The following is a 16,139-nucleotide window of genomic DNA, read 5'->3' on the forward strand; positions in this document are numbered from 1 at the left end:
GTCGCGTCGGCGGCCGTCAAGCCCGTAGGGAGCGCCTGCCCCCTCGACCTACGGTCGGGGGACGACGAAGGGAGACAGCCATGAGCGACGCCCAGCGAGGCAATGCCACGCACGGACCGGAGATGGACGAGCAACTCGAACAGGAGAGCCGCGGGATCGTGCAGGGCGCACCCGGGTCGGCGCATGCCGAGCCGTTCCGGGAGACCGAGCCGCTGCCCGACGACACCGACGACCCGGAGGTCGAGCGCGCGTTCCGGCGCGACGGACCCGAGATCGCCGACAGCGACGCGAACCCGGCGGATGCCGAGGAAGGAGCCCAGGATGGCTGACGCGAACCACGATTTGGCCGAGCTGCTGCGACAGCCCGGCCCCTGGACGACCGTGCTGACCGACGGACGCGGCGAGCGCCCGCGGCAGGAGGAGGTCGCGAAGATCCGCGCCGTGACGGATCCGCTCGGCGACGCGGGTGCGCCCGAGGCCGACGCGCAGGCGGTGGGCGACGCGCTCGCCGCCGGCGACGGACTCCCGAGCCCGTCCACCCGCTACCTGCTGGTGCGCGGCGGCGAGGTCGTGCTCGACGACGCGTTCACGGGGCAGCGGCTGGGAGCCGAGGTGCTCGCGCACGGCGACGCTCCGCGCGTCCTGCCCCTGCTGCGTCATCGCGCCGGGGCCGTGCCCTACCTCGTCGTCGAGACCGCGCGCGAGGGCGCCCGGCTCAGCGTGCGCGAGGCGCATCGAGGCTCCGCAGGGGCGACGCAGGAGATCGAGGGTCGCACCGACAGCCTCAACAAGGTGCAGGCCGGCGGATGGTCGCATCGGCGCTACCAGAACCACTCCGAGGACATCTGGCAGCACAACCAGTCCGAGGTGGCGGACGCGGTCGACCGGCTTGTGCGCGAGCGGCGGCCCCGCTTCGTCGTGGTCGCGGGCGACGTGCGGGCCCGGCAGCTGCTGCTCGAGAAGCTCGCCCCCGCCTCGCGGGAGCTCGCCCTCGAGGTCGACGCGCACACGAAGGCCGAGGGATCCGACGACGAGGCGCTCGAGCAGGCGATCGACGACGCCGTGAACGGCGCGATCGGCGCGGACATCGACGACGCCCGGCGACGCGCGGCCGAGAACGACGGCGCGGCCGGAGCCCGCGGCATCGGCGAGGTCATCGACGCACTGCAGCAGGCGCGCGTGGACACGCTCGTGCTCGACGCGCGCCTGGTGGACGAGGGCGAGGACGGCGAGTCGCTCGCGGCCCTCGACGCCGAGCCGTGGGTCGCGCGCAGCGAGCGCGAGGAGCTGCCCGCGGGGTCGCTCGGATACCTGCCCGCGGCCGAAGCCCTCGCCCGCGCCGCGCTGCTGAGCGGCGCGCGCGTGCTGATCGCCGAGGAGGACCTCGCCGAGGGAGAGGCCCGCGACGACCGTCCCGCCGCCGAGCCCGTCGCCGCACTGAGGTGGGCGGACGGCGGATGACACCGCCACGAGGGCGCGCGTGGGTGGGAGTTTCCGGGTGGCGATACCCGAGCTGGCGTGGAGACTTCTACCCCCGCGGCCTCGTGCAGCGCCGCGAGCTCGAGTACATCGGCGAACGGATGTCGAGCGCCGAGATCAACGGATCGTTCTATTCGCTGCAGCGTCCGTCGAGCTACGCCCGCTGGCGCGACAGCGTGCCGAGCGGCTTTGTGTTCGCGGTCAAGGGCCCGCGCTACATCACGCACATGCTGCGTCTGCGGAGCGCGGGGACGGCGCTGTCGAACTTCTTCGCATCGGGGCCGCTGACCCTGCATGACAAGCTCGGGCCGATCCTCTGGCAGCTGCCGGCGCGGCAGCCGTTCGAGCCGGAGGCGCTCGATGCGTTCCTGAAGTCGCTGCCGCGCACGACCGCCGAGGCGCTCGACATCGCGCGCGGTCACGACAGGCGGATGGAGGGCCGCACCGCCCTCGCGATCGACGAGGACCGTCCCCTGCGCCACTCGATCGAGCCGCGGTCGGCGACGTTCGCCGACCCCGCCTTCGCCGAGATGCTGCGTGAGCGCGACGTGTCGCTCACGGTCGCCGACACGGCCGGCACGTTCCCGATGTTCGACGAGGTGACCGCGAGCGACCACGTGTACGTGCGGCTGCACGGCTCGCAGGAGCTGTACCAGAGCGGCTACACGGATGACGAGCTCGACGACTGGGCGACGCGGATCCGGGCGTGGACGGACGGATCCGGATGTCCCGACGGGCGCCCGCGCGACGTGTACGTGTACTTCGACAACGACGCCCGCGGTCGCGCCCCGCACGACGCGGTCGCGCTGGAGGCACGCCTGGCCGACGCGCCCGGGAGCTGAGTGCGGCGCGGTTACGGTGGATCCGTGCCCGACCTCATCGACGTCCCCGCTTCCGACCGGTACGTGATCGCGACCGACGGCGCCTGCCAGGGCAACCCCGGGCCGACCGGATGGGCGTGGGTCGGCGAGGATGGCCAGTGGGCGGCCGGCGCGATTCCGCAGGGTACGAACAACATCGGCGAGCTGACGGCGCTGCTGCGCGGCATCCGCGACAACGCGCACGTGCGCGACCTCGTCGTGCAGGCCGATTCGATGTACGCCATCAACACGTACCGGTCGTGGATGGACGGCCACAAGCGACGCGGCTGGCGCACGTCGGCGAAGCAGCCCGTGAAGAACGTCGACATCCTCGAGGCGCTGATCGCGGCGCGTGACGCCCGCCGTGCCGCGGGTCTGCCCGACGTCGTGCTCGAGCACGTCAAGGGGCATGCCGGCCACCGCCTGAACAGCTGGGCGGATGAGCGCGCCGTGCGCGCCGCGCGCCATGCCGCCAAGGGTCTCGAGGGCTCGTGGGAGTCGCGCGCCGGCCACCCCGCGGTGGACGTCGGAGTCGCGCCTCCCACCGGCGCCCAGGACCGCGTGCGCCGGAAGTAGCACCGGCCCGGAATGCGCGGATCGGGCGTGCGGTTGCATCACGCATGACAGGCCGGGCCGCCACCGTGATCGTGATCGGCGCCGGGCAGGCGGGTCTGTCGGCCGCCTTCCATCTGCGGCGGCACGGCTTCGCCAGCGCGCTCGACGCCCCCGACGCGGCGCGCACCTACGTGGTGCTGGATGCCAACCCGGTGCCGGGCGGCGCGTGGCAGCACCGGTGGGAGTCGCTGCACGTCGACAAGCTGAACCGCATCTTCGACCTGCCGGGCCTCGCGCAGCCGGAGCTCGATCCGGCGGAGCCGAGTCGGAGCGCCGTCCCCCGCTACTTCGCGGCGTTCGAGGAACGCTTCGCCCCGCCGATCCTGCGCCCCGTGCGCGTGGAATCGGTGGACTACGCGGACGACGACGAGGACGGCGACCTCGTCGTGCGCACGGACCACGGCGTGTGGCTCGCCCGCGCCATCATCAACGCGACCGGCACGTGGAACAACCCGGTGCTGCCGACCTATCCCGGACAGGAGACCTTCCGCGGCCGCCAGCTGCACACCCGCGACTACGTGCGGCTCGAGGACTTCGCGGGGCTGCGCGTGGGCATCGTGGGCGGCGGGATCTCGGCCGTGCAGCAGCTCGAGGAGATCTCCCGGGTCGCGCAGACGCGCTGGTACACGCGCCGCGAGCCGGTGTTCAACGACGCCGGCTTCTCCCCCGAGATCGAGGGCCGGGCGACGATCGAGAAGGTCACGGCCGACGTCGAGGCGGGCCGCCCGACCGGGAGCGTCGTCGGGTACACGGGCCTGATCTGGACGCCGTACGCCCGGGCGGCGCGCGACCGCGGCGCGCTCGTGCGGCATCCGATGTTCACGCGCATCGAGCCGGACGGCGTGCGCGAGGCCGACGGGTCGTTCACCCCGCTCGACGCGATCCTGTGGGCGACGGGGTTCAAGGCCGACCTGCGGCACCTCGATCCGCTGTACCTGCGCAACCGGCTCGGCGGCATCACGATGCGCGGCACGCAGGTGCACGGCGAACCGCGCGTGCACCTGATCGGCTTCGGCCCGTCGCAGTCGACCGTGGGCGCGAACCGCGCGGGCCGCGAAGCCGTCGCGACGCTCGTGCGCGCCCTCGACGACGACTTCGCGCAGGACGAGGCCGACATCGCCGTCTGAAGGCTGCGGCCGCGGGCGGTTCGGCCCGTTTCGACTCGCTCCTCTCCCTCGACGAGCAGGCGGGTGCCACTGCCCTGCGCGTTCAGCGAGGAGTCGAAGCGGTCATACCCGCCCGGTCAGCTGTCGACCACGCCGCGCAGGAAGGTGACGAGCCGCTCCCCCGCCTGCTCCAGCGTGCCGTCGTTGACGATCTCGAGGTCGACCGGATGATCCGGTGCCGGGTCGGGGCGTGACACGCGCGCGGCGACGCCGGCGTCGTCCTCCCTGCCGCGCGCCGCGATCCGCGCCCGCCGCACGTCCTCGGGCACGGTGATCCGCACGGCGAACGCGCGCGGGAAGCGATCCGGCAGCTCCGAGAGCACCGACCGCGACACGTTCGCGACCACGACCTCGCCGTTCTCCGCGCGCCGCGCGTACTCGGCCGGGATCCCGTATGCGAGACCGTGCGCGCGCCACGCGAGCGCGAAGGATCCGCCGTCCTGCAGCTGCGCGAACTGCTCCTCGGTCGCCGAGGCGCACTCCTCCGCGGGCCCGGCGGGCCGGGTGATCACCCGGCGCGCGAACACGACGCCGTGAGGCTCGAGACGCTCGCGGGCGTACGCGATGACCGCGTCCTTGCCGGCTCCGCTCGGCCCGACGACCGCGACGAAGGCGCCCGTCCGCTGCTGCAGGTCAGGCGACACGCGTGCCCTCGCGCCACACGCCGCGCACGATCGGCACCGGGGCGCCGAGCGGGTGCTGCTCGGTGGGCGCCTCGTCGTACGCGTGGACGCGGATGACGTCGGCTCGCTTGCCCGGCTCGATCGCGCCTCGGTCGTCCAGTCCGACCGCCCGCGCGGGATTCGCGCTGATGAGCTTCGACGCCTCGGGAAGCGACACGCCGCCGCGCGCGAACAGCAGGAACGCGGCCTGCAGGGGGCTCGCGGGCACGTAGTCGCTCGAGAGGATGTCCAGCAGCCCGAGGGAGAGCAGATCCGACGCCGCGACGTTGCCGGAGTGCGAGCCGCCGCGCACGATGTTCGGCGCGCCCATCACCACGAGCTGCCCCGCCTCGCGGGCGGCGCGCGCGGCGTCCACCGTGGTCGGGAACTCGGAGATCCCGACCCCCAGCGCGACGCCCTCGTCCACGTGCGCCTGGGTGGCATCGTCGTGCGCCGCCATCGTGATGCCGCGGGAGGTGGCGCGCTCGGCCATCAGCCGTCGGTGCGGATCCGCGTACTGCGCCGACAGGCGGTGCAGCTCGGCGACGTGCCCGTCGAACTCCTCGTTCGTCAGGCGCCCCTTGCCGACCATGTAGGTGCGGAACGCCTCCACGTCGGCGTACTGCCGCTGCCCCGGCGTGTGATCCATGAGCGAGATCATGCGGACGCGATCGTGCGCGCCGACCTCGTCGAACACCTCGACGACGTCGGGCGTCGACACCTCGCAGCGCAGGTGCACGAAGTGGTCGGCCCGCAGCAGGCCCGACTCGGCCGCGTGCACCACGGCGTCGATCAGCGTGCGGGCGTTCTTGGCCATGTTGTTGCCGTCGGTCGGCCCGGTGCCGATCCGCAGCGCGTCGAGCACGGTCGTCATGCCCGACGCTGCCATCTGCGCGTCGTGCGCGATCACGGCCGGGATCGGGTCCCAGTACCGCTTCGGCCGGGGCTGGAAGTGCGCCTCGACCTGGTCGGTGTGCAGCTCGACGACGCCCGGCATCAGGAAGTCGCCGCCGAGATCCTCGCCTGCAGTCGCGACCGTGTCGGACACGTCCACGATCGCCCCGTCGGCGACGCGGACGGATCCGTGGATCACCTGGTCGTCCAGCACCACGCGCGCGTTGGTGAAGACGGTCTCGTTGCTCATCGGGTGCTCTCCTGCGCGGCGGCGAACGGGTGGACGGAAAGGACGTCGAACGGATCGCCCGGCTCGGGCTCGACGAACAGCGCGATCGACAGCAGCGGGACGTCGATCCCCGCCGTGTCGGCGAAGTGGGATGCGAGCGCGGCGTCGACCTCGGCGATCCGCTCTTCGGGGATCGGATCGGTCAGCGTCAGGTGGAAGCGGAACCGGTCGAACACGTACGGATAGCCCCACCGCTCGAACAGCTCGCGCTCCCGCGGACTGAGCCGCTCGGGCCGGCGGCGACGGATCTCGTCCTCGTTCGGCTGCGCGCGGAAGTCGTCGAACGCGCGCACGGCATCCGCGGCGAGCGCGTCGAGGCCCGCGTGGTCGCCGTGCGGCAGCAGCGCCCGGAAGTGCCCGACCGTCGCCGGACGCGGTGCGGCGATCGTCACGGGGCGCCGGGCGGCCGCGAACGTGTCGGCCGCGGCGCGCAGCTCGGCCTCCGTGCGGCCCTCGGCGAGCCGGAACGGCGCCTTCAGCGTCGCGTGGAAGCCGTACCGGCGGGCGTCGACCGTGAGGTCGCGGAACTCCTCCCGCGCGTACCAGGCCTCCACCGCCTCCCGCAGTCGCAGGGCCTCCGGAGCGTCCTCCCGGGCGCCATCTGCCTCGAACTGCCGCAATACGGCCCCGGAAAGCGGCACTTCGGGGAAAGTCCCGCCGCCGAGCGCGCCCGGCAGCGCGTACACCGCGTACCGGGTCATGACGGAGCTCCCGCCGGCTGGGGCGTGAAGGCGCGCACGTCGACGACGGCGTCGCCGACCGCGTCGCGCACGTCGGCGTCATGGAAGATCGCCAGCATCCCGACCCCGCGGGCCAGGCGCTCGCGGATCAGCCCGATCACGACCTCGCGGTTGCGCGCGTCGAGCGAGGCGGTCGGCTCGTCGAGCAGCAGCAGGGGCCGCTCGGCGATGAAGCCGCGGGCGATGTTGACGCGCTGCTGCTCGCCGCCCGAGAACGTCGCGGGCGGCAGCGTCCACAGCCGCTCGGGGATGCTGAGCCGCGCCAGCAGCTCGCCAGCGCGCTCGCGCGCGGCCCCTCGGGCGACGCCGCGCTCGACGAGCGGCTCTGCCACCACGTCGAGCGCCGGCACGCGGGGCACGGCGCGCAGGAACTGGCTCACGTAGCCCATGGTCTCGCGTCGCGCGGCGAGCACCTCGCGCGGCTGCGCAGTCGCGAGGTCGAGCACGCCGCCCGCGTGCGAGAGCAGGATGCGGCCCGCGTCGGCGCCGTAGCTGCCGAACACCATCTTCATGACGGTGCTCTTGCCGGAGCCCGACTCGCCGCCGAGGACGACGCAGTGCCCGCGCGGCACCTCGAAGCTCAGCCCGCGCAGCACCGGCAGCCGCTGCGCGCCCTGCAGGTGCAGCGTGAAGGTCTTGTCGACGTCCTCGACCGACAGGACGAGGTTCGGATTCATGGTGAGGGTCACGGATCAGCCTTGCAGGATCGAGGAGACGAGCAGCTGGGTGTACGCGGCCTGGGGATCGTCGAGCACCCGATCCGTCAGGCCCGACTCGATCACCGCGCCGTCCTTCATGACGAGCGTGCGGTGCGAGATGAGGCGCGCGACCGCGAGGTCGTGCGTGACGATCACGACCGACAGACCCAGGTCGGCGACGAGCGAGCGGATCAGGTCGAGCAGGCGCGCCTGCACCGACACGTCCAGGCCGCTCGTCGGCTCGTCCATGAAGACGAGCTTCGGCCCGAACACGAGGTTGCGGGCGATCTGCAGGCGCTGGCGCATGCCGCCCGAGAACGTCGCGGGGGCATCGTCGATCCGGTTCGCGGGGATCTCCACCCGAGCGAGCCATTCCTGCGCCTGCGCGCGGATGGTGCCGAAGTGGCGCAGGCCGTTGGCCATGAGCGGCTCGCCGATGTTGCCTCCCGCGCTGACATGCATGCGCAGGCCATCGGCCGGGTTCTGGTGCACGAAGCCCCACTCGGTGCGCCATAGCCGGCGCACGTCGCGCTCCGTGAGCGAGGACAGGTCGGCGAGCTGATCGCCCATCCGGTAACGGAGGGATCCCTCATCCACCGACAGGCGCTGCGACAGCATCCCGAGCAGCGTGGACTTGCCGGATCCGGACTCGCCGACGACCGCGAGCACCTCGCCGGGCCACAGGTCGAAGCTCACGTCGCGGCAGCCGAACCGGTCGCGGTAGCGGTGACCGGCGCCCGTGACGCTCAGCAGCGGGGTCTCGTCCGTCACGACACCGCCTCCTCTCGTGCGTTCCTGGCGGCGGTCCGCTCACAGTGATCCGTGTCGGAGCAGACGTACATCACTCCACCCTTGTCGTCCATCACGACCTCGTCCAGGTAGACGCCGCCCGATCCGCAGATCTGGCACGGGGTGTCGAAGCGCTGCGGCTCGAACGGGAAGTCGTCGAACCCGAGGCTCTCCACATCGGTGTACGGGGGCACGGCGTAGATGCGCTTCTCGCGGCCGGCGCCGAACAGCTGCAGCGCGGGGCTCTGGTGCATCTTCGGGTTGTCGAAGCTCGGGATGGGCGACGGCGCCATGACGTAGCGTCCGTCGACCAGAACCGGGTAGTCGTACGTCGTGGCGAAGTGCCCGTACCGGGCGATGTCCTCGTAGAGCTTGACGTACATCAGGCCGTACTCCTCCAGCGCGTGCAGGCGCCGGGTCTCGGTCTCGCGCGGCTCGAGGAAGCGCAGCGGCTCGGGGATCGGCACCTGGTACACGAGGATCTGGCCCTCCACGAGCGGCGTCTCGGGGATCCGGTGCCGCGTCTGGATGACGGTCGCGAGATCCGTCCGCGTCGTGCTGCGGGATCCCGCCACCTTCTCGAAGAACTGCCGGATCGAGACCGCATTGGTCGTGTCGTCCGCGCCCTGGTCGATCACCTTGAGCGTGTCGGATGCGCCGATCACCGCGGCGGTCACCTGCACGCCGCCGGTCCCCCAGCCGCGTGGCATCGGCACCTCGCGCGAGGCGAACGGCACCTGGAAGCCGGGGATCGCGACGCCCTTCAGGAGGGCGCGGCGGACGACGCGCTTGGTCTGCTCGTCGAGGTAGCCCTCGTTGTAGACGATGCGGGGCTCAGACATGGGCGTCCTCCTCGGCTGCCGCCGCGGCCGCGCGCTCCTGGAACTCGCGGTGCAGCTGCCGGATGAGCACGAGCTCGCCCTGGAAGTCGACGTAGTGCGGCAGCTTCAGGTGCTCGACGAAGCCGGTCGCCTGGACGTTGTCGGCGTGGCTGATCACGAACTCCTCGTCCTGCGCGGGAGAGACGGCGCGCTCGGCGAACTCCTCGTGGCGCAGCGCGCGATCCACGAGCGACATCGACATGGCCTTCCGCTCGGCGCGGCCGAAGACAAGGCCGTAGCCGCGCGTGAACTGCGGCGGACGCTCGGCGCCCTGCGCGTCGCGCCCGCCGACGAACTGGTTGACCATCTGGCACTCCGTGACCTCGATGCGGCCGATGGGCACCTCGAAGCCGAGCTCGGGCGCATCGAACAGCACCTCGACCTCGCCGACGCGCACCTCGCCCGCGAACGGGTGGGTGCGGCCGAAGCCGCGCTGGGTCGAGTAGCCGAGCGAGAGCAGGAAGCCCTCGTCGCCGCGCGCGAGGGCCTGCAGCCGCTCGGCGCGCGACATCGGGAAGACGGTCGGCTCCCGCGTGAGGTCGGCCGGATCCGGATCCGTCCAGTCCTCCGGGCGATCCGCTTCGATCAGCGCGTCGACGCCGAGCAGGTCGGTGATGCGCGGCATCGGGGCGTCGTCCTGTCGGGTCTCGTCCGTCGCGACATCCGGCGTCTCGAGCTCGTCGGCGAGCAGGCGGTGCGTGTAGTCGAACGTCGCGCCGAGCCGCTGGCCGCCGGGCAGGTCCTTGAACGTCGCCGAGATGCGGCGCTCGGCCGGCAGGCCCGCGGTGTCGATCGGAGCCGTGGTGCCGAAGCGCGGCAGTGTGGTGCGGTACGAGCGCAGCAGCGTGACGGCCTCGAGCACATCGCCCTGCGCCTGCAGCAGCGCCTTGGCGGCGAGGTCGGGATCGTAGAGCGACCCCTCGGCCATGACGCGGGAGACCAGCACGCCGAGCTGCTCGCGCACCTGGGCGTAGTCGATGCGCGCGGACTCGCCCGCGCCGCGCTTGGCGAGCAGCGCGTGCGCGTTGGCGATGGCCTTCTCGCCTCCCTTGACGGCGACGTACATCAGGCGCTCCTGTTCTCGTGGCCGGTGAGCTTCGTCGTGCGCGGCAGCGCGCGCACCTCGTTCGCGCCGGCCAGGATGACGTCGACGCCGCGCGGGAAGCCGGCGCGGTTCGCTTCCCACTGCGTGAGGAACCCGCCGGGAAGGCCCGCACCGTCCCAGTGCGCCGTGCCGTTCACGCCGGGGCCGGTCGCGGTGAACGCGCCGATCGGTCGCGCGCCGACCGCGTCGATCAGGAGCGTGGCGGACAGGTGGGGCTCCTCATCCGTGCCCTGCGCGAGGTCGGCCAGGGGCGGCGCGACGGACGGCGAGGACGCGACGGCGAACAGCGCGTCCTCCGGCCGCTCGACGAGGCGCGCCCCGGTGTGGAACCGGATCCACGCGCACACGTCCGACCCGCGGCCGAGGCGCTTGTCGAGCCAGACCGGCGTCTGCTCGTCGCACAGGGCGAGGACGACCGCCCCCGCCACGCGGCCGAGCGGCGCGGGCGTCTGCAGCGGGGCGAGCCCGAGGATCGGCTGCGCCAGCGTCGGCCGCGCCATGGCCTCGAGCACCGCGCGGAACACGCGCTGCGCGTCGTGGACCGGATCGGCGAAGCCCGGCAGGTGGTTCTGGGCGTTCACGGTGCTCACTCGTCATCCTCCTCGTCCGGGCCGGAGTTCTCCCGAGCGACGGTGAAGAAGTCGACGACCGTGCTTCGGGCCTCGGCGCGGGCGAGCGCGTCGCGCTCGGCCTGCGCCCGCTCGAGCGGCTCGATCACGTCGGCGAGCACACGCTCGCGCCGGCCGGAGGCGAGCATCGCGTCGAAGATCGCCGCGAGCCCGGCGTGCTCGGGGTGGCTGCCGAGCACGTAGGCGGTGCCGACGCCCTCGTCGGCGTCAGGCTGGTCGGATCGCACGACCACGGTCGCGCGGGTCACCGTCGCCTCTCCGAGGTGGAAGCGGTCGCCGGTGCCCCCGGTGCGGCCCTGCACCATGACGAGGCCGGCCTCGGGGCCGCGCAGGTACTGCACCTGCGGGCGATCCGGCCACGCCTCCCAGAGCGCGGCGAGCTCTGCCTCGGCGGCGTTCGCGAGCACTCGCGCGGTGCGGCGACGCGCCTCGACGTCTTCGTGCTGATCCATCCGTCTCCTCGCAACTTGTCTACTTCACTAGACAACTTTGAGATTAGTGGCACGATGTGAGGAGCAGAAGCCGGATCCGTCCACGCGCGCATGAACATCCGGTGAACCCCTCGAGGAGACGTGTGTCCGAACCCGCCCGTGCGACCGGCTACTCGGCGTGGCGCCTGATCGCCGAGGAGCTGCGCGCCGACATCGCCGAGGGCCGTCTGGCGGTGGGCGATCGCCTGCCGTCCGAGAGCGCGCTCGCCGAGCGGTTCGGCGTCAACCGCCACACGGCGCGCCAGGCGCTCGCATCCCTCGCGGCCGACGGCCTTGTCGAGTCGCGCCGCGGAAGCGGCACGTTCGTCACGGGCGGATCCGTCCACGTGCACCGGATCGGCATGCGCACGCGGCTGTCGACCAGCCTGGGCGACCGCCACTCGTCCGCCGGCCGCGTGCTCGAGAGCGCGACGGAGCCGGCCCCCGCCGATGTGGCCGCCCGGCTCGGTATCGCAGCCGGCGCTCCCGCCGTGCGCGTCGAGGCCCTGCGGACCGTCGACGGCGAGCCGCTCGCGCTCGCGACGCGCTGGTTCGACCCGGCGCTGCTGCCGGACGGTGCCGCGGCGCTGCGCCGCACGTCGTCGGTCACGGCTGCGCTACGGGCGAGCGGCATCGACGACTACGTCCGCGCCTCGACCGTCGTGGCGGCGCGCCACGCCACGGCATCGGAGGCCGCGTTGCTGGCGCTCGACCCCGGCGCGATCGTGCTCGTGACCGAGTCGCTCGACACGCTGGTCGACGGCACTCCCCTGCAGCACCAGATCACGCGCTTCGCTGCTCAGCGGGTGCGGCTGGACATCGAGCACGTCGCACCCACGAACTGATGCGGCCACGGCCGCGAGACCTCAATCGCGCGGCGAAACCTCGACGTGCGGTGATGTCTCGTCACCCCGCGGATGTTTCGCGGTCCCGCGGCGCTGCCAGCGTAGACGCGACGGCGGGAGTCGAACCCGCTGCAGCACCGGATATGAGCCGGGCCCCGGGACCACCCGGATCGCCGCGATGCCCACCACGCTATGACCGCCGCCGGGCGGCGCGGGCGGCTGTGACGGTGCGTGACGTCACGCCGCGTCACACCGAGGTCACCGTGTCGGCGTGATCCCGATCCCTGGGCCGCGCAGGTGCTCGTACACCACGGTCGTGCGAACGTCCGCGATCTCCTCGCGCTCGGTGAGACGGTCGATCACGAACGCGTAGAGCGCGTCGTTGTCGGCCACCGCGACGTGGATGACGAAATCGACGTCGCCGCTCACGACGAAGACGCCGAGGGTCTCGGGCAGGTCGGATGCCCAGTCGCGGAACGCCTCGATCACCTCGCGCGACGGCGGCCGCACGCGCACCGAGATGAGCGCCTGCACGCCGCGGCCGACACTCGGCAGATCGACGTCCAGCGTCGCCCCGCGGATGACGCCACGCCGCCGCAACGCGCGCGTGCGATCGAGCGCCGTGGTCGGCGAGACGCCGACGCGTGCCGCCACCTCGCGGTTCGTCATCCGTGCATTCGTCTGGAGCGCAGCCAGGATCGCCGCATCAAGTCCGTCCAGATCCGTCATTCGCCACCCTCATCCGTACGTCATACGCCGCTGGATCCGCACCAGCGGATCCCTGGCTACATTCTGGAGGATCACCCGCGCATCCGAACACGAGGAGAGCACATGGACATCGGCTTCGCACCGGACGAGATCGACACGACCGCGCCGACGCGCGCCGCACGACTGAAGTGGGTGGTCGTCGTCGACGGCTCGCTGCCGGCCGGGCGCATCGCCAACGCGACCGCGTGCGTCGGCGCCGCGACGGGTGAGGCCGTGGCGGGGCTGCTCGGCCCGGGCGCCGTCGACGGCCACGGGTCGGCCCACGCGGGGCTGCCCTGGATCGGCTGCTCGGTGCTCTCCGCCGACGCCGCGCAGCTCGCCGCGATCCGCGCGAAGGCCGCCGCGTCGGATGGCGTGTTCGTCGCCGACATGCCTGCGCACGCGCAGCTCACGCGCGTGTACGACGAGTACCTCGCCGAGGTCTCGGGGCGCGCCTCCGAGGACCTCGGCTACCTCGCGGTCGGCCTCGTCGGACCGCGCAACCGCGTCGACCGCATCGTGGGCCGGCTGCCGCTGCTGGCGTGAGCGTCGGTCCCCGGTGCTACGGTGAGGGCATGGAGATCGAGGTCGACAGGAACTAACCGGCACCCGGAGCACTCGGGTGCGCGCTCCTCATCGTCGCCCCGAAAGGTCTCCTCATGCCCCTGTCCCCTTCTGCCATCTCACTGTCGGACGTCTCGTTCGAGTGGCCCGACGGATCCATCGCCCTCGACGGCCTGAACGGCACGCTCCCCGTCGGCCGCACCGGTCTCGTCGGACGCAACGGCGTCGGCAAATCGACGCTCCTGAAGCTCATCGCCGGCATTCTCACGCCCACGCTGGGCCGCATCGACGCCGCCGGCGACGTCGGCTACCTGCCCCAGACCCTCACGCTCGGACGTGACACGACGATCGCCGACCTGCTCGGCATCGCGCCGACCCTGCGCGCCCTCCGGGCGATCGAGACGGGCGACGTCGACGTGCGGCACTTCGACGCCGTGGGCGATGACTGGGACATCGAGGCCCGCGGCGACGAGGCGCTCGCAGACATCGGCTTCCGCGCCGCGGATCTCGATCGCCGGGTCGGCGAGCTCTCCGGTGGCGAGGCGATGCTCGTCGCCATCACCGGCCTGCGCCTTCGCCGCACCGCCATCACGCTGCTCGATGAGCCGACCAACAACCTGGACCGCCCCACCCGGGTGCGCCTCGGCGAGCTGATCGACAGCTGGCCGGGAACCCTCGTGGTGGTCAGCCACGACCTCGAGCTGCTCGAGCGCATGAGCCACACCGCCGAACTGCGCACGACGGGGCTCGGCCAGGCCGGCCGCGGGCGCGGCGCGGTGCTCGAGGTGTTCGGCGGACCGTACAGCGCCTTCCGCGCCTTCGTCGACCAGGAGCAGACGGCGGCCGCGCAGGCGGCCCGCACCGCGCAGCAGCACCTGAAGGTCGAGAAGCGCCAGCGCGTGGAGGCGGAGGCGAAGCTCGCCGCGCGCGCCCGCGCCGGGAAGAAGTCGGCCGAGAACATGCCGAAGATCCTCGCGAACGCGCGCAAGCGCAAGGCGCAGGAGACGGCGGGATCGCACCGCAGCCTGCTCGACGAGCGCGTGCAGACGGCGCAGGATGCGCTCGACGCCGCCGACGCCCGCGTGCGGGAGGACGAGCACATCCATCTCACGCTTCCCGATCCGGCTGTCCCGCGCGGCAAGCGGATCGCCGAGCTGACCGACGGATCCCGCACCATCACGATCCAGGGTCCCGAGCGCGTCGCGCTCGTCGGGCCGAACGGCGCGGGCAAGACCACGCTGCTCGAATCGCTCGTCGCGGGCGCGAAGGCGGCCGCGGGTGCCGGCGCGGTGCGGGGCACGCTCCTCACGGACCGCGTCGGCTACCTGCGCCAGCGCATCGACGACCTCGACGATGCACGCTCCGCGGTCGACAACGTGCGCGACACCGCGCCGGGGGCGGCGCCGGGCGAGCTGCGCAACCAGCTCGCCCGGCTGCTGCTGCGCGGCAGCGCACTCGACCGGCCGGTGGGCACGCTCTCGGGCGGCGAGCGGTTCCGCGTCGCCCTCGCCAAGCTGCTGTTCGCGGATCCGCCGGCGCAGCTGCTCATCCTGGACGAGCCGACCAACAATCTCGACATCGCGAGCGTCGAGCAGCTCGCGGAGGCGCTCGAGGCGTATCGCGGCGCGCTGCTGATCGTGAGCCACGACCACGCGTTCCTGCGCCGGCTCGGGATCGACGTGGTGATCGGCATCGAACCGGGCGGTGTGCTCGACGAGCGCGCCGAACTCGACGCCTAGCAGGGCACATCCGAAGGGATCCGCGCATCCGGAGTCCGCACCGGACCCAGATCTCTTCGGATGCGCGGATCGGTTCGGATCCGCGCACCTCGCGGAATGCTCCCGCGCCGGGAACGGTTCTCCCCCGGTATGCGCATCGATCTGACGGACAAGACGGCACTGGTGACGGGCTCGACGCAGGGCATCGGGCGGGCGATCGCCGCGACGCTCGCGGACGCGGGGGCCCGCGTGGCGATCAACGGCCGCTCGGCCGACGGCGTGGAGGCGACGATCGCCGAGCTGCGCGGCGAGAACGGCGAGCGCGACCTCGTCGCGGCGCCGGGCGACGTGACCGACGCGGAGGGCGCCACCGCGGTGCTGGCCGCCACCGGGGACGTGGACATCCTGATCAACAACCTCGGGATCTTCGGCTCCGCGCCCGCGCTCGACATCGACGACGACGAGTGGCGCCGCTACTTCGAGGTCAACGTGCTCGCCGCGGTGCGACTCATCCGCGAGACGCTGCCGGGCATGACCGGACGCGGCTGGGGTCGCATCCTGAACATCGCGAGCGACTCGGCGATCGTCATCCCGGCCGAGATGATTCACTACGGCATGTCGAAGACCGCCCTGCTCGCCGTGTCGCGCGGCTTCGCGAAGGAGGCGGCCGGCACCGGTGTCACGGTCAACTCCGTGATCGCCGGCCCCACCCACACGGGCGGCGTGGAGAAGTTCGTCTACGAGCTCGTCGACGAGCGCCTGCCGTGGGACGAGGCGCAGCGCGAGTTCATGCGCACCCACCGCCCGCAGTCGCTGCTGCAGCGGCTCATCGAGCCCGAGGAGATCGCGAACATGGTCGCCTACCTCAGCTCTCCCCTGGCCTCGGCCACCACGGGCGCGGCCGTGCGCGTCGACGGCGGGTACGTCGACGCGATCGTGCCCTGACGCCCGGCGGCGGCACGCCTGCGGAGATCTGCACCGTTCCGGA

General features: G+C 72.6%; 19 protein-coding genes and 1 tRNA gene. 9 read left to right on the plus strand and 11 right to left on the minus strand.

The features are described 5' to 3' along the window. The first annotated feature begins 80 nt into the window (after positions 1-80). Genes BJP60_RS09705 through BJP60_RS09725 form a run of 5 tightly spaced genes read left to right on the plus strand, consistent with a single transcriptional unit; the run spans position 81 to position 4,081 of the window. A complete protein-coding gene (locus BJP60_RS09705; RefSeq protein WP_203135572.1) occupies positions 81-329 on the plus strand; it encodes a hypothetical protein in 249 nt (82 codons plus the stop codon). Then, on the plus strand, positions 322-1,461 hold the full coding sequence (locus tag BJP60_RS09710) for a baeRF2 domain-containing protein (protein WP_203135573.1): 1,140 nt from the start codon (positions 322-324) through the stop codon (positions 1,459-1,461). Before BJP60_RS09705 ends, BJP60_RS09710 begins: the two co-directional genes overlap by 8 nt. Continuing rightward, positions 1,458-2,321 carry a DUF72 domain-containing protein gene (locus BJP60_RS09715; protein WP_203135574.1) on the plus strand — a complete coding sequence of 288 codons (864 nt, stop codon included), beginning with the start codon at positions 1,458-1,460 and terminating at the stop codon, positions 2,319-2,321. The genes BJP60_RS09710 and BJP60_RS09715 overlap by 4 nt, the downstream gene beginning before the upstream one ends. 24 nt (positions 2,322-2,345) lie before the next feature. Further along, positions 2,346-2,915, plus strand: a complete 570-nt coding sequence (locus BJP60_RS09720) for a ribonuclease H family protein (RefSeq protein ID WP_238439372.1) — start codon at positions 2,346-2,348, stop codon at positions 2,913-2,915. Between the two features lie 44 nt (positions 2,916-2,959). Continuing rightward, positions 2,960-4,081 (plus strand): NAD(P)-binding domain-containing protein, encoded by a 1,122-nt coding sequence (locus tag BJP60_RS09725; protein ID WP_203135575.1) that lies wholly within the window; start codon positions 2,960-2,962, stop codon positions 4,079-4,081. Positions 4,082-4,197: 116 nt separating this feature from the next. Here the strand turns inward: BJP60_RS09725 and phnN are convergent, their stop codons facing one another. Genes phnN through phnG form a run of 9 tightly spaced genes read right to left on the minus strand, consistent with a single transcriptional unit; the run spans position 4,198 to position 11,259 of the window. Further along, the gene (gene phnN, locus BJP60_RS09730) at positions 4,198-4,764 is read right to left on the minus strand and encodes a phosphonate metabolism protein/1,5-bisphosphokinase (PRPP-forming) PhnN (RefSeq protein WP_203135576.1); all 567 of its coding nucleotides are present in this window, start codon (positions 4,762-4,764) and stop codon (positions 4,198-4,200) included. Next, on the minus strand, positions 4,754-5,926 hold the full coding sequence (locus tag BJP60_RS09735) for an alpha-D-ribose 1-methylphosphonate 5-triphosphate diphosphatase (RefSeq protein ID WP_203135577.1): 1,173 nt from the start codon (positions 5,924-5,926) through the stop codon (positions 4,754-4,756). The genes phnN and BJP60_RS09735 overlap by 11 nt, the downstream gene beginning before the upstream one ends. Continuing rightward, positions 5,923-6,666, minus strand: coding sequence for a DUF1045 domain-containing protein (locus BJP60_RS09740; RefSeq protein WP_203135578.1), 744 nt, complete (start codon positions 6,664-6,666; stop codon positions 5,923-5,925). The genes BJP60_RS09735 and BJP60_RS09740 overlap by 4 nt, the downstream gene beginning before the upstream one ends. Continuing rightward, entirely contained in the window at positions 6,663-7,394 is a 732-nt protein-coding gene (gene phnL, locus BJP60_RS09745; protein WP_238439373.1) for a phosphonate C-P lyase system protein PhnL, read from the minus strand. Before phnL ends, BJP60_RS09740 begins: the two co-directional genes overlap by 4 nt. Before the next feature lie 3 nt (positions 7,395-7,397). Continuing rightward, positions 7,398-8,174, minus strand: a complete 777-nt coding sequence (gene phnK / locus BJP60_RS09750; RefSeq protein ID WP_203135579.1) for a phosphonate C-P lyase system protein PhnK — start codon at positions 8,172-8,174, stop codon at positions 7,398-7,400. Continuing rightward, the gene (locus tag BJP60_RS09755) at positions 8,171-9,034 is read right to left on the minus strand and encodes an alpha-D-ribose 1-methylphosphonate 5-phosphate C-P-lyase PhnJ (RefSeq protein WP_203135580.1); all 864 of its coding nucleotides are present in this window, start codon (positions 9,032-9,034) and stop codon (positions 8,171-8,173) included. The genes phnK and BJP60_RS09755 overlap by 4 nt, the downstream gene beginning before the upstream one ends. Next, positions 9,027-10,139: a carbon-phosphorus lyase complex subunit PhnI gene (locus BJP60_RS09760; protein WP_203135581.1), complete on the minus strand. Its 1,113-nt coding sequence runs from the start codon at positions 10,137-10,139 to the stop codon at positions 9,027-9,029. The genes BJP60_RS09755 and BJP60_RS09760 overlap by 8 nt, the downstream gene beginning before the upstream one ends. Further along, positions 10,139-10,768 (minus strand): phosphonate C-P lyase system protein PhnH, encoded by a 630-nt coding sequence (gene phnH, locus BJP60_RS09765; protein ID WP_203135582.1) that lies wholly within the window; start codon positions 10,766-10,768, stop codon positions 10,139-10,141. Before phnH ends, BJP60_RS09760 begins: the two co-directional genes overlap by 1 nt. Continuing rightward, on the minus strand, positions 10,765-11,259 hold the full coding sequence (gene phnG, locus BJP60_RS09770; protein ID WP_203135583.1) for a phosphonate C-P lyase system protein PhnG: 495 nt from the start codon (positions 11,257-11,259) through the stop codon (positions 10,765-10,767). The genes phnH and phnG overlap by 4 nt, the downstream gene beginning before the upstream one ends. Before the next feature lie 122 nt (positions 11,260-11,381). Here phnG and phnF point away from each other — a divergent pair, with 122 nt between their 5' ends. Further along, on the plus strand, positions 11,382-12,122 hold the full coding sequence (phnF, locus tag BJP60_RS09775; protein WP_203135584.1) for a phosphonate metabolism transcriptional regulator PhnF: 741 nt from the start codon (positions 11,382-11,384) through the stop codon (positions 12,120-12,122). A 105-nt stretch (positions 12,123-12,227) separates the two neighbouring features. Here phnF and BJP60_RS09780 read toward each other — a convergent pair. Both BJP60_RS09780 and BJP60_RS09785 read right to left on the minus strand, forming a co-directional pair. Then, positions 12,228-12,300: transfer RNA gene (locus BJP60_RS09780), tRNA-Met, on the minus strand. Between the two features lie 80 nt (positions 12,301-12,380). Then, the gene (locus BJP60_RS09785) at positions 12,381-12,851 is read right to left on the minus strand and encodes an Lrp/AsnC family transcriptional regulator (protein WP_238439374.1); all 471 of its coding nucleotides are present in this window, start codon (positions 12,849-12,851) and stop codon (positions 12,381-12,383) included. A gap of 102 nt (positions 12,852-12,953) precedes the next feature. Between BJP60_RS09785 and BJP60_RS09790 the strand changes: the two genes are divergently transcribed. From BJP60_RS09790 to BJP60_RS09800, 3 genes are all read left to right on the plus strand, one after another. Then, positions 12,954-13,415 (plus strand): DUF2000 domain-containing protein, encoded by a 462-nt coding sequence (locus BJP60_RS09790; protein ID WP_203135585.1) that lies wholly within the window; start codon positions 12,954-12,956, stop codon positions 13,413-13,415. Positions 13,416-13,528: 113 nt separating this feature from the next. Continuing rightward, on the plus strand, positions 13,529-15,172 hold the full coding sequence (locus BJP60_RS09795) for an ABC-F family ATP-binding cassette domain-containing protein (protein WP_203135586.1): 1,644 nt from the start codon (positions 13,529-13,531) through the stop codon (positions 15,170-15,172). Between the two features lie 129 nt (positions 15,173-15,301). Beyond that, complete coding sequence (locus tag BJP60_RS09800; protein ID WP_203135587.1) at positions 15,302-16,096, plus strand: SDR family NAD(P)-dependent oxidoreductase; 795 nt, start codon at positions 15,302-15,304, stop codon at positions 16,094-16,096. The last annotated feature ends 43 nt before the right edge of the window (positions 16,097-16,139 follow it).

The sequence above is a fragment of the Microbacterium sp. JZ31 genome, assembly GCF_016805985.1.
In the GTDB taxonomy this organism is placed as follows: domain Bacteria; phylum Actinomycetota; class Actinomycetes; order Actinomycetales; family Microbacteriaceae; genus Microbacterium.